Genomic DNA, 13,389 nt, shown 5'->3' with positions numbered 1-13,389 from the left:
AGTGCTTATGAACAGGAATTCGACATTGAGCCTTGCGACTGCGTTGGTGCTCACCGCATTTTCGGCGCAATCAGAGCCTCAACAATATTACTGCGATACCGGTGTGATTGAGTTTCAACATGCAGTGGATATTGGGGCTGTGACCGGCATAGGTACGCACCGACAAGGCTATTTGGCTGTGGAGGCTCGTCCAGATGGGAATCACGTACAGCAAGCATTACTGGACAAGGCTATGCAGAATCGTCGTTTAGGTGATTGCAACAGCTTTGTTGCATCGCCTTCGATGCTCAATGACCAGTCACCTGTCGTGATGCGCGTGAACTTCGCCTTTGATAGTGACGCTATCACTCCAATGGCTCAACGAGCATTGGAACACTTTAGCTTGGGGTTTGCCGAAGCGGAGCAGAAGTTGGTAGTTGAAGGCCATACCGATGCTATTGGTACTGAAGAATATAACCAAGGCCTAGGGTTCAGAAGAGCTGACCAAACCGCGAAAGTACTCAAAGAAGAAGGCGTACCAAGCCAGAACCTGACAATAAAAAGCTTGGGAGAAACCCAACCTATCGCTTCAAATCATAACAAACAAGGTCGTGCATTGAATCGCCGAGCAGATGTGGTTATTGAGTGATGTTAGGTGAGCTATACGAACTAGAGTTGTGTTTTTCGGTAACTCCATTCGAACCAATATGACAAAGGCTGCGTTTGCAGCCTTTGTGTATATGGGGTATTTCGTTTATCGATTTCATTCAGACTCGTTTAAAACTGTAATTGAGATAAGTAAGCCTAGGCGGAAAATGTTGAAACGAAAAAGCCCCGCTGACATTCAGCAGGGCTTTCAAATTAATATCTTGGAATAAAGACTTAAGCGATTTTAGTCATCTCATTTAGGGTAAATGACGCAACACTACCTTCCGTTGCAGCCATGTACTCAGCAAGATGAGTATTACCCATGTGTGTTTGCCAAAGTTCGCGAGATGTCCAGTTTTCGTAGAAAGTGAAATGTGCTGGGTTTTCATTGTCTTGGTGAAGGTCGTAGTTGATGCAGCCTTCTTCAGCGCGAGTAATATCAATCAGTTTTAGCAGCTCTGCTTTAACTAATTCAATTTTGTCTTCGTTAGCGACGATGTTTGCGATGATAGTCAGTTGAGTCATGTTCGTACCTATATTATTTTTCACCGAAATGGTGATTTGTCTGTGTTTACAGCGCTACTCTTGTTCATTGAACTGTAGTCTGTGTCGATGGATAAATAATAGTAGGAATATTTGAAACGATAAACAGTGTCATATTAGAATCATTTTCAAAAATTAATTGATAATAACTTAGATATTATGTGCTACTAGGAGTAGGTGAAGAGTGTTTAAAAACCGCCTGCCCACGAATCAAAATCGTCAATGTTGTCGAGCTCTTTTTTAGTTCTAGGGGCTGGGTAATAAGGCAGAGCCAATCTTTGAGTGGAAGGTTGCAGTTCCCAATCGGGCGTAATCTTCAGGCGTTTCAATTCGTCGTTAAGGCGCACAAACATATAGTAACCATCGGTATGGGTATTCGCATAACTCGCGATAGTTGCGATATCACCAGAAGGTAATTTTACGTCTCGACCCAGTGGATAGAGCTGATGCAATGCGAAACTCACTTTGGGATCTTCAAGCTTGCCTTGCTTAAAGCGTCCTAACCCGATGGCGGTTGAAGTGGTGCGCGGTTTCCACCCTGTGAGGAACAATCCACTCAAGTTATCTTGGAACGGCTTACCCTTTCGATTGCCTTCATTGGTAATGAATTGAACCGTCAGTGTGTCTCCCGATTCTTGCAGAATTTCCAAAAATTGTTCACCCGTGCGATCGACTAAAAGCTTCATAATATCCAGATACCTTTAAGAATGAGATACGACAAATGCTACTACTTCAGGGGAGGTTTGTGTAGGGACGATGAAGGTTATCCAGCGTGAACAATGTTTTCGGTGTTGATCGCTACATAACCGTTATATGAACAGTAGCTTAACGCTTACGTAAGTAGTGAGTCTGTACAATTTCATCTAGGTAAGTCGTGACGCCTTTCAGTGTAAAGTCGAGAGGAGAGACTAAATCACCAAACAAAGGAGAACCGCCACCAAGAACGACAGGAATCGTCGAGATGATCAGTTCGTCAATCAGGTCTTCTTTCATGAAGTTTTGAATGGTGACGCCGCCATCAATGTAAAGGTTGTTCATGCCTTTGTCGTTCAGCTCCTCGATGATCTGGGTGAGCTCACCCTTCATCAAGAACACTTTACCTTCGAGTTCTTTAGGCACTTCCGTCAAGGTGTTACTGAGAAGATAAACAGGTTTGGTGTAAGGCCAGTCAATACCAAAGCTCAATATCATATCCATTGTATTACGTCCCATGACCAGCGCATCGATACGATCGGTATGAGCGTTGTAACCCATGTCATCCCCCTCTGGATTAGGGATTGCTTGTAGCCAATCTAGGTCACCTTGTTTGTCTGCAATGTAACCATCAAGACTTGCACCGATAAAGACAATATTTGACATTTTTAACTCCGAAATTGAACAGGAACTTGGCATTCACGCTGTAATAAATTAAAATATTCTACAGTGTAGAAATTAAGTTTAAGAGGTGGTGATATGACTGTCAAGGATCAAAAACGAGGTCGCCCAAAAAGTGGATCAAGCCAACTGAGTGCCGAAAATATCTTAGATACGGCAAAAAGCATGATGCGAGACACTGGAAAAGTACCGAGCATTCGAGGGTTGGCGACAGAGCTCGGTGTCGATGCGATGGCGATTTACCACTATTTCAAGAATAAAAACGCTCTCTTAGAATCGATCACTGTCTCTTTGGTTGGAGAAGTTGCGCAGCCTCAACAAAATCAAGTGTGGCAAGAGAACCTTTATCAACTCAGCGTGAGTTACCTGTCGATGTTGAATGACTATCGTGGGTTGCTCGAAACCTTGCTGACAATGAAATCTCTTGGGCCAGTTGAGGTGTTTAGCGAGCGCTTTGAAGCGGTGATGAACCCACTTAATCTCACATCAGAGCAAACCGAAAATGCCCTTCATTTACTGGTGGACTATCTGCATGGTTATGCGCTTGCCTTGAACTGCAACCCAGATAAAACAGAGATTACGGTCGAGATGGTGAAAAAGCCTTTAGGTCTATACTGCTTGGGTATCGAACAGTTGAAATTTTCATGATTTCTCCGCAAAAATTTTAATGAGAGGGAGGGCGTTGCCAACGATGAATTACTGATGTTTCATTTATAGTGGATAATTACCTATAAATTTCAGTCTTTAGCAGTAATAATCAATGAATAGACCTGAACAGCTTGTGAGTCGCAAAGCTGTCGGGACAGTTTCTAAAGACGTCATCGTGAAAAGGAAGTCAGACACATGCCTGTGCTCCAACGCATCAGTTTAACCTTAATTTTGGTCGCTATTTTGGGCGGCTGTTCTTCTTTACCAGAAGGCATCGATCACCAAGCAGAACCGTATACCTCTTATGGACCAAGCACTTTGTCGGTTTTAGCGGATGAATATCAACCTCAAATATCAGAGCAGGCGACGACCGCCGTTCGTTTACAAGAGTCCGGTTGGGATGCATTAGCACAGCGTTTGGCTTTGGTTGAAAGTGCAGAGCACACCATCGATATTCAATATTACATCTGGAACTCTGACGTATCGGGTAGGTATCTAGCTAGCCGTTTATTAGCAGCCGCTGATCGTGGTGTTAAAGTTCGAGTAATGCTGGATGATATCAACCTCAACGAGCGTGAAGGCCTACTATCGGCACTGGATGCACACCCGAATGTCGAGATACGAATCTTCAACCCAACGCCAACACGTCGTGGTTTCAGTAAGTGGTTGAGCTTCCTTGGTGATTTCTCACGTTTAAACCGCCGTATGCATAATAAATCCTTCACTGTAGATGGCACCTTGTCTGTAGTCGGTGGACGTAATATTGGTGATGAATATTTCGATCTTTCTGATGAAATCAACTTCCGAGATCGTGATGTATTGGTGATGGGTACAGTTGTTACCACTATTCAAACCAGCTTTATTGAATATTGGGACAGCCGTTGGTCTTACCCTGTCGATATGTTGGGTGACGACGAACAACCGGATCTTTCAAATATTGACGATATAACCGTTCCGCAATACAAAAATTACCCAGCGTTACCATTAAATCGTGAAGCGGCAGATAGCTTGCTGAAAGAGGCGCTTGATGAGATGACTTGGGTGAATGCGCGTTTTGCTTACGATCGCCCTGTGCCTGTCGATTCAGACAATACCGATCAACCGAAAGAAACGGCAATCCTACTAGGGCAGTTAGCAAGCGAATCGAAACAAGAGATCTTGCTTGAATCAGCTTACTTGGTATTCGATGACGGCCAGCTAGGTGAGTGGCAAAATTTGAACAATGAGGGCGTTGAGATAAAAGCACTGACCAACTCAATGGCCTCTAATGATCTGGTGACTAATCATTCTGCTTACGCGGGTCGACGCTACGACATGCTAGAACATGGCATCGATTTGTTTGAGCTAAAACCAGATTCCAAGTTGTGTGAAGCATCTACCCAAGACGTATCTAAGTGCGCACCTGAGACTGCTTATGGCTTACATGCTAAATCTGTCGTGTTTGACCGCAGTATCGCGAGTATTGGCTCATTTAACTTTAACCTGCGTTCGACCTACCTAAACACTGAATCAGTGTTAATCATCGAGAACAAAGCGATTGCTGAAACGCTAGCTGAAACTATTGAGCAGGCGATGAGTGAAGATAACAGCTGGCGCTTGGAGCTTGAAGACGGTGACGTGTATTGGTATTCAGGTGAACAAAGCTGGGACAGCGAACCAGAAACCGGCAAGTGGGAACGGATGCAATCAGGTTTCTTACAACTGCTACCGATTGAGAAATACTTGTAAAAGAGTTAGCACCGTAGAAATGAAAAATGTCAGCGCATAATACGCTGACATTTTTTTGTGCTGGCAAAAATGGAGTTCGCTCATCGAATATCTTTTGTCTTCAGAGAGGTTCTAGAACTATCGCTTGGTCAGCTGCTTACTGTTTAAGTAAGGCAGAATGTGTGGACGAGATTCGCCAGACAGCTTTTGCGTGATCTGCTGTGACCAACTGCTTTGCTTTTGATTGCTTGAGCGGTTTGCGTAATAGCTTTGCATTGAATCATCGTAGCGAGCAATTTCATCTAGGCTCAGCGGTTGGTATTGGTTTTCGTGCATCACCACGTGTGCAGGAAGGCGAGGTTTAACCTCTGGTTGTTGTGCCGGGTGACCTAAACACATGCCAAATAGCACAGCTGTGTGTTGTGGTAGTTCTAACAGTTTATCGACTTGCTGCGCGCTGTTACGCAGGCCACCAATGTACACGCCACCTAAGCCTAGTGACTCAGCAGCCAACATGCAATTTTGCGCCATGATGCCAGAATCTACCGCGCCAATCAGGGTAAGCTCGGTAAAGTCGGTTTTCACTTCAGGATTGATCTGGGCGTGGCGTTGATAGTCGATACAGAACACCAAAAACTCGGCCGCATTTTCAACGTAAGCTTGGTTACCTGCGTATTCGGCTAGCAGCTTACGCTTCTCTTTGTCCGTGACTCTGATAATGGAAACAGCTTGCAGTAAGCTCGATGATGACGCGGCAAGGCCTGCCTGAACAATTAAATCGAGGTGCTGTTGCTCTATTGGTTGATCTGTATATTGACGAATGGAGCGGTGCCCCAGAATGGTTTCAATCGTGCTGTTCATAAGTCTCAGGCAGTCCTTGTGATGATGACGTAGAGAATCACAATAACGACAATTGCCATAAGCGTAAAGCGTGTTAGAGCCTTTCTGTTTGGCGGTATGATATTCCTGGAATCAAAAGGATTGCTCTCTTAGCCAATCCTTTTTCGTATCGTTTTTTGCTAGAAACTAGAAACTAGAAGCTAATAACGCTTGAGAGTTCGCTTTAATGGCGAAGAGATAAAGTGATGAAGTGAACTCTGTTGGTCGAGTAGCTGCCAGAAGGCTGAAATAGTCCTGAATCAGCATTAATTTCACCATGGCCTAAATCTTGGTATTGGTAACTCAACCCTAGATGTAAGTCATTGGATATCTTCTTCTCAGCGCCGAAGCCGATACGCCACTGTTTATCGAGCGGGAGTAAACATCCCTGTTTTGACTGCTTACAGGGCTCGTGTCACCGCTCAGTCCGCTGTACAGCAACCAATCCTCATATGCGTATTCCACACCAACCCCAAGAGAATAGGTGGTTGAGTATTTGTCATCATAATCTTGCCAAGTTTCCATGTTGGAGCTGAGTAGAAAGTTTAAGTCTTCATTTAGTGAATGCTTCAACCCTAAGTTTAAGCTTCGAACCCACGTCAGTTCAGAGCTAATTCCAAAAGCGTTGGCGGTATCAAGGGAAAGGTCGTGATCAAACTGACCCTGATAACTGACACCCAATTGTGTGTTGTCACTTATTTGGTGGTTTAGACTCAGGCCGAACCCTAGATCAAGGCTATCCCCTTGGAGTTCACGACCGTTCAAAGCTTGAGTTTCAAGCGCAGCGTGCTGCAATATCAAAGAACCACCAAGAGACAGTTGTTCGCTAACTTGATACGACAATGAGGACGTTAAGTTGAGTGCCGAAATGCTGTTTTCTTTAATCAATAAAGCGGGGTGCGCGCCAACGCCGTGTGAGTATTCAACGCCAGTGCCGCCTGCTGCGTGCAATGCTGCGCCAACGACCCATTGGTCATTTAATCTTGATGCGTAAGACAAGTGAGGGAGAACGTCCGCGCTGCTTCCCGTGGTCGAAGCTGAGTTGTCATCACGAACAAAAGTGGTTTCAACATCGAGGTATTGAAAACCGAGAATCCAAGCGCTTTCTTCAATGGCCGATAACCCTGCAGCGTTGGTGATCACTGCGGATGCATCGTTCGCGGTTACGTTTCCTGTGCCTGCTGTGCCAACGCTTTTAGTTGTCGCAATCTGAGATAGATTTAACCCTCCCGCGTGAGCAAGAGAGCTGACTATCCCTGTTACTAAAAAAGATAGTGTGATGAAAAGTGTTTTCAAGAATAGAACCTTATTTTCAGTGTATGAGTTATGTTGCTAGCAGTTTGAGTCATGTATTTAGGGATCGAACGAATTGTCACGAGTGGACACTAAGAACACCGTGGCTATTGACTTGATTTACCTAATTGACCTAATTGGGGGCTAGAGTTTTTCAACTTGTGGCAGTGGATATTCATTGTCGAGAACGGCTTGAGTTGGCTCATACAGGCGCATGTGAAGATAGAAGTCATCTTGAGGTGCTGGTAGCCAGTTGCACGTTGGGTCGGACGGTTTTACGTATTGAATGCATATTGGCAAGGTGCCGTCTTCTGCGTATTTCAGCTCATCCTTACGATTGGTTGAGATGGAATAGCGTTGAATGAAGTTCTCAACCATGAACAGGTTTTTAGCGTCGTACATGGTTAACGACCAAAAGGCGTCTGCGGGTGCATCGGCAGGCATGGTCATTCGATATTGATTGTCGCCCGACAGCTGCTCGCCATTCGAGTCTGTGTATCTATTTGGGTAGAGTGCTCGCTCTGGCACATTCAAACCAGCCGCACGCATATTGATGCTCGCTCGGCTCAGGTAATCATTCCCGTAACGGCCTCCCTCGTACATCATCGACCAGCCGTTATTGACATCGCCGATGCTTCGACCCGCGTATTGAATGATTTGTTGTGAAGACTCAATGGCTCGTATTAGCCCTTTTTTCTGTGCAGAAGATAGCGCTTCAGGGTTAAAGGGGGTCGGTCCCCCAATACCAATTTGTTGGAATTGATCAACGATGGCGGCATCTTCTGGAATTGGATTTTTACGTAGCTCACTGTCTATCAATGAATACCACTCTAACCTTTCAGGCCTCGCCATGGGTGGGATGCGACCTGTCGAAGCTTTGAGTTCTACGATGTCATGCTCTGCGCCGAGTTGATCGAGTGGGTAGCTGAGGAATTTATCGTGAGTAACCAGTGCGTCATCGAGATCTTGCTCGCCAAACACGCCCGTTCGTTGAATCAACCAAACCATAGGAGTGCGAGACTCTACGACACGATCAATCCCCTCTGGCACTTCGCCAGCCCATCCTTTGTTGACCAACAGCACTTTGGAACCTTGGTCGCCGACATTCTTCACGTGCAGATCTTCAATCGAATCTGAGTAAGCATCCAATAACTGAACAATGTAGTAACGGTTATCGGTGCGAGGAATATCTATCACCATCGGGCCCGACAAATCGAGATCGTAGTGAGCTTGTGAGTAGAGCGTATCGTTGTTGACGGTAGGCACAATTCTATCCTGAGGCCCAGATAAAACGCGTGTCTTACCCATCTCATTCAATGGTGCCATGGCGTTGTCCATCGGCGCGTCTACAGATGTGGTTGTTTGCCTAACCGCCGCCACGGTTAATGGGCCCGTACCGTAGATAAACGCTTGAACACCTAAGTTGTAAGCGAGCTCTTCTTCAGGATTAATAGATTGTTGGGCAAGGGATGGCATCGTGATAATACTGGACAAAGAACACACTAAACTGGTCAGTACACTTTTCTTATAGAGCAGCTTTCTCATGGAACACCTTAGATCGTAGGAACAGAATTAGGCATTTATCATATGAGCAAGTGAGATTAAGGAGTGTAATAGCCGATATTAAGGATGTTAATAGTCTCTTTTAACCCTTCAAGTGGTTGTTTTAATTAACATTTATTTAGGGTGGTGAAGCGACTCTACGGCGTGTGCAGGTAGGGTGCCTGAGACGCTATTGTTTGATTGATTTTCGGTTGATATGTTGGCAAAAAAGTATGGAAATCGATATGAACACATCTACTTATCCTTTTAGCTTATTCATTAAAGCAGAAGGAGCTCAGTGCAACCTGGACTGTAGCTACTGCTATTATCTCAATAGACAAGATGTCGATAAAAGATCTTCAATGTCTCTGGACATGATGGAGCAAATTGTCGGTGCTCATATCGACGCGCAGCCAATTAAAGATCAGCAAGTGGACTTTATCTGGCATGGTGGCGAGCCCATGTTGAGAGGGCTCGACTTCTATGAAGCGGCAATGGAAGCACAGGCAAGCAAAGCGACGAAAAAGCGCGTCGTGAATACGATGCAGACCAATGGAACCATGATTAACGATCGCTGGGCGAGCTTCTTTGCTACACACAATTTTATGATGGGCATCAGTATCGATGGGCCCAATATTCTGAATGACATAGCTCGGATCGACAAAAATGGCGAGTCGTCTTTTGAACGCACAATGCGTGGGATGTCTTATCTAAAGAAGCACAATGTTGATTTTAATACGTTAACGGTCGTGAACAATAAAACCTACAAACACGGTAAAACGATCTATCAGTTTTTGGTTGAAAATGGCAGTGGTTATATGCAGTTTCAGCCTTGTATCGATCATGAGTTGGACAGGCGAACAGGGTATGATTGGTCGTTAACGGGGGAGCAATGGGGGCAATTTCTTTGTGACTTGTTTGATGCATGGAGCGCCAAGGATGTCGGTAAAGTGTATATCCAGTTTTTTGAAAACTGTCTTATGGTGTTGATGGGCTACCAAAGCCAAATGTGTCATCACAGCGCGACTTGTGGGCAGCAATTAATGGTTGAGCATGACGGCAATGTTTATAGTTGTGACCATTATGGGTATCAAGATCATCAATTGGGCACCATGAACAGTGATAAGCTTGCAACCATGGCGAGCTCACCAGAACAAATAGCGTTTGGCACCAACAAATATGATGAGTTAAACAGCACTTGTCGACGTTGTGATTTTGTTGAACTCTGCCAAGGTGGTTGTCCTAAAAACAGAATAGCAACAACCGAAGATGGCAGTCCGATGAATCATTTGTGCCAAGGGTATGAGATGTTTTTTCGTCACGCATTACCCAAATTATTGCCAATGGTAGAAGCGATGAAAAAAGGGTATTCGCCAGCGTACTTTCCACTTTTCTAAATCACTTGGAGTAGGGCATGACCAAAGACCTAAACTTACTGCGGCTCATTTTGGTGCTTAATGAAACTCGTCAAACGGTGAGTGCAGCCAAAGCCTTGAACGTAAGTCAGCCGACGATCAGTGTCATGCTTCGTAAACTCAGAGAACAATTTGATGACGAGTTGTTTGTTAGAGATAAAGCAAGACTTGAGCCTACCCCAAAATGCTTGAAGCTTATCGAAACGTTGCCTCTGCTATTAGAGCAGCTAGATAACCTTTATATACCCAATGATGAGTGGGGGTTGGAAGATTTAAGAGGGGAGGTTCAAATCATGTTGCCTTCCCCATTGTTGATTCCAGTGGGTGTACCGTTAATTAAAAAGCTGACCAAAGAAGCGCCGCAAGTGACGTTTCAATGTTCACCTTGGTTAGATAACGGCGTCCAATCTCTAGAGACCAACCGAATGTGTTGGGGAGTGAGCTATCTTCCAATGGAGGTCAATAAAACCCTGACCGAGCGCCCAGTTGGCTTTGATAAGTTCATGTTGGTGTTAAGAGCTGACCACCCAATTCAAGGTAATTCCCTTGAGGACATTCTGAAATACCCACTCTGTATCAATATGATCCCTGGTTACATTCAGCCGTCCAAGACGGAAATGTTGATCAAAAAATACGACTTAGATAAACACATTGCGCTCAGAAGCAACAATATGAACTTGATGCTGGAGATCGTTAAGGACAGTGACTTTATCTATATTACATCGTCGAAATGCCGCTATTTGCTTGATCACTCTTATCGCTGTATCGATTTACCGCCGGAGCTGTTGAAAGACACCTATCGTCGAGAGTTGGCACTGTTTACTCATCAAGCAAACCGCAATAACCCGTTCACGGATTGGCTTCAAAAAGAAATTACGTCGATTATTCAATCCTAGTGTCACGCTACTATTCCATCTAAATAACGCCTACTTCTCGCAGCCACTATTAATAATCGTAATAGTGGCTATCAAGCCATTTTTGGCGTCATTCTTATATCATTTGCCTCAACAATGGTTCGCTGAGACATGCACAATTTCGTTGTGACTTCAGCGATTTACTCATAGTGAATGAGGGTTATAAATGTATAAGTCTTTTGTTAAATCCGCTCTGGCGCTTTCGGTGCTCGCGAGCGTCAATGTACATGGAGCGAGCCAACCCAATGTGGTTGCCATCATGCTCGATGATGTGAGCCCAACGGATCTGTCTGCCTACCACCGTGGTTTAGGCGCGGTGGATACGCCGAACATTGATCGAATTGCCGAACGCGGCATGATGGTCAGCGATTACTACGCACAAGGTAGCTCTACCGCGGGGCGCTCTGCCTTTATCACGGGTCAATATCCTTTCCGAACAGGCTTAACGTCTGTCGGTCAGCCGGGCTCTTCGCTTGGCCTTCAAAAAGAAGATCCAACCCTAGCCGAAATGCTGAAAGACAAAGGCTATGCGACCGTGCATGTCGGTAAAAGTCACTTAGGCGATAACAATAGTCACCTACCAACGGTGCACGGCTTTGATGAATTCTTCGGTTTCCTTTACCACCTCAATGTTATGGAGATGCCTGAACAGCCGGAATTCCCAACAGACCCTAACTTCAGAGGACGCCCTCGCAATGTTCTTCACACCGTCGCTACCGAGAGTGTGGACATGCAAGAAGACCCAAGGTTTGGTGTGGTTGGAAAGCAAACGATTGAAGATAAAGGTCTTTTAGGTGCTAAACGCATGCAAACCGTTGATGGCGAGTTTTTGGAGTTCGCGACGAATTGGCTTGATAAACATGAAGCAGAGAAAGACGAACAACCTTACTTCATGTGGTACAACCCGACGCGTATGCACCAAAAAACACACGTGCGTCCGGAATATCAAGGCGCGAGCCAAATCAACACCTACTACGATGGCTTGATCGAACTGGATGACCAGATCGGTGTGCTGCTTGACAAGCTTGAAGACTTGGGCGAAATCGACAACACCATCATTCTCTTCACATCTGACAATGGCGTAAACCTAGATCACTGGCCTGATTCCGGCTCTGCCTCATTCAGAGGACAAAAAGGCACGACATGGGATGGCGGTTTCCGTGTGCCTATGTTGGTGAGCTGGCCGGATAAAATCCCTCAAGGTGAATACACCGATGGCTTCATGACCTCAGAAGACTGGGTGCCAACCATTATGGCTGCAGTGGGTGAAGGCGACATTAAGCAAGAGCTGCTTGATGGTAAAGAGTTAAACGGCGAGCGCTATCAAGTCCACTTGGATGGGTATAACCAGCTAGATATGTTGACCAAAGGCGAACCGAGTCAACGTCATGAGTTCTTCTTCTACAACGAGCAAGATTTGAATGCGTTCCGAGTGGATGATTGGAAAGTACACCTAAAAACCAAAACGGAGTGGATTGCGCCTCCTGAAGAGTGGCCACTAGGAATGCTTGTTAACATCAAGGCTGATCCTTATGAGCGTAGCCCTGATACTCGCGGTTGGTTCTTATGGATGAAAGAGAAGTCTTGGGTATTACCAAAGCTGCAAAAATCAGCGGCAGAATATCAGAAGTCACTCAAAGCGTTTCCACCAAGACAGAAAGCCGGTGGTATTGGTATGGCAGACAAATCAGTGGTTGCTGACTAACGCCAAATACGACTAATACAAGGTGTGCTGTAACAGCGCACCTTACTACCGGACAACAATATGAAGAAACCGTTACGTCTGCTCACGGGCACTTTCTCCTCTTTTACACTTTCTATCTTTGCGCTCATCCCATTTGCTTTTTCCGCTTCTGCCCAAGAAAAGCCTGTCAGTGATATTGCTGATCCAATGGCCGTTTATACGGGAGGTGAGCTTACTGCTGGCAATAAAGGGATTGGGGCTACTTTCCAATTTGGTGTGAATCGTGGCGATTGGGGTGTGTTGGGCAAGCTGGAAGGGAAAAATAACTTTGAAAACTATCGCGCTCGCTTTTTCACCCCTAATAAACGAACAGGCACGGGGCTATTTGTAGATGCTGGACACGACTTTTCCAATGACGAATTCACCTCCAATTATGCTTCGGCAGGTGTGATGCAGGTGTTTGAGTTGAGCGACAAAGTGAAACTCTACAGCGCACTCACCTACGGGAAAATGTGGGAAGAGAATCAACAGTTCGAAGACACGCAAATTATTAGCAGTATCAACTATTTGAAATACGAATTTGCCTCGCAATTCTACCTACAACTCGCACCTCAGTACGTTTATGGACTAGACGGTGAGCACACTCGCGAGTTTTCGACTGAAATGCAGCTCGGTTATCGAGTGAATGATGACAATGTCATTATTTTGAGTGGCGATACGGATAACAACACATGGATGACCTTCCGCACTCGCTTCTAACTAG

General features: G+C 45.3%; 13 protein-coding genes. 7 read left to right on the top strand and 6 right to left on the bottom strand.

The features are described from left to right. The first annotated feature begins 7 nt into the window (after positions 1-7). Positions 8-628 carry an OmpA family protein gene (locus OQJ75_RS10645; RefSeq protein ID WP_265972972.1) on the top strand — a complete coding sequence of 207 codons (621 nt, stop codon included), beginning with the start codon at positions 8-10 and terminating at the stop codon, positions 626-628. Positions 629-861: 233 nt separating this feature from the next. Here the strand turns inward: OQJ75_RS10645 and OQJ75_RS10640 are convergent, their stop codons facing one another. The 3 genes from OQJ75_RS10640 to OQJ75_RS10630 form a co-directional block, all read right to left on the bottom strand. Next, positions 862-1,152: a putative quinol monooxygenase gene (locus tag OQJ75_RS10640; protein WP_029224858.1), complete on the bottom strand. Its 291-nt coding sequence runs from the start codon at positions 1,150-1,152 to the stop codon at positions 862-864. Between the two features lie 206 nt (positions 1,153-1,358). Then, positions 1,359-1,856: a hypothetical protein gene (locus tag OQJ75_RS10635; protein WP_265972974.1), complete on the bottom strand. Its 498-nt coding sequence runs from the start codon at positions 1,854-1,856 to the stop codon at positions 1,359-1,361. 139 nt (positions 1,857-1,995) lie between these two features. Next, positions 1,996-2,529, bottom strand: coding sequence for a dihydrofolate reductase family protein (locus OQJ75_RS10630; protein ID WP_265972975.1), 534 nt, complete (start codon positions 2,527-2,529; stop codon positions 1,996-1,998). 93 nt (positions 2,530-2,622) lie between these two features. On the opposite strand from OQJ75_RS10630, the gene OQJ75_RS10625 reads away from it, so the two are divergent. Next, on the top strand, positions 2,623-3,192 hold the full coding sequence (locus OQJ75_RS10625) for a TetR/AcrR family transcriptional regulator (RefSeq protein WP_265972977.1): 570 nt from the start codon (positions 2,623-2,625) through the stop codon (positions 3,190-3,192). 195 nt (positions 3,193-3,387) lie between these two features. Continuing rightward, the gene (locus tag OQJ75_RS10620) at positions 3,388-4,920 is read left to right on the top strand and encodes a phospholipase D family protein (protein WP_265972979.1); all 1,533 of its coding nucleotides are present in this window, start codon (positions 3,388-3,390) and stop codon (positions 4,918-4,920) included. Between the two features lie 117 nt (positions 4,921-5,037). Here OQJ75_RS10620 and nfsA read toward each other — a convergent pair whose 3' ends face one another. From nfsA to OQJ75_RS10605, 3 genes are all read right to left on the bottom strand, one after another. After that, positions 5,038-5,760, bottom strand: coding sequence for an oxygen-insensitive NADPH nitroreductase (gene nfsA, locus OQJ75_RS10615; RefSeq protein WP_265972981.1), 723 nt, complete (start codon positions 5,758-5,760; stop codon positions 5,038-5,040). Between the two features lie 327 nt (positions 5,761-6,087). Beyond that, the gene (locus OQJ75_RS10610) at positions 6,088-7,074 is read right to left on the bottom strand and encodes an OmpP1/FadL family transporter (RefSeq protein ID WP_265972983.1); all 987 of its coding nucleotides are present in this window, start codon (positions 7,072-7,074) and stop codon (positions 6,088-6,090) included. A gap of 141 nt (positions 7,075-7,215) precedes the next feature. Continuing rightward, entirely contained in the window at positions 7,216-8,616 is a 1,401-nt protein-coding gene (locus OQJ75_RS10605; RefSeq protein ID WP_265972985.1) for a DUF1254 domain-containing protein, read from the bottom strand. A 230-nt stretch (positions 8,617-8,846) separates the two neighbouring features. Here OQJ75_RS10605 and OQJ75_RS10600 point away from each other — a divergent pair, with 230 nt between their 5' ends. From OQJ75_RS10600 to OQJ75_RS10585, 4 genes are all read left to right on the top strand, one after another. Further along, positions 8,847-10,010: an anaerobic sulfatase maturase gene (locus tag OQJ75_RS10600; protein ID WP_323054606.1), complete on the top strand. Its 1,164-nt coding sequence runs from the start codon at positions 8,847-8,849 to the stop codon at positions 10,008-10,010. Positions 10,011-10,027: 17 nt separating this feature from the next. Next, entirely contained in the window at positions 10,028-10,924 is an 897-nt protein-coding gene (locus OQJ75_RS10595; protein ID WP_065206649.1) for a LysR family transcriptional regulator, read from the top strand. 184 nt (positions 10,925-11,108) lie between these two features. Further along, positions 11,109-12,647, top strand: a complete 1,539-nt coding sequence (locus OQJ75_RS10590; protein ID WP_265972989.1) for a sulfatase-like hydrolase/transferase — start codon at positions 11,109-11,111, stop codon at positions 12,645-12,647. 60 nt (positions 12,648-12,707) lie between these two features. After that, the gene (locus tag OQJ75_RS10585) at positions 12,708-13,385 is read left to right on the top strand and encodes a hypothetical protein (RefSeq protein ID WP_265972991.1); all 678 of its coding nucleotides are present in this window, start codon (positions 12,708-12,710) and stop codon (positions 13,383-13,385) included. Positions 13,386-13,389: the final 4 nt, after the last annotated feature.

The sequence above is a fragment of the Vibrio sp. 14G-20 genome (assembly GCF_026241515.1).
In the GTDB taxonomy this organism is placed as follows: Bacteria; Pseudomonadota; Gammaproteobacteria; order Enterobacterales; family Vibrionaceae; genus Vibrio.
This window is presented reverse-complemented; position numbering and strand designations above follow the sequence as displayed.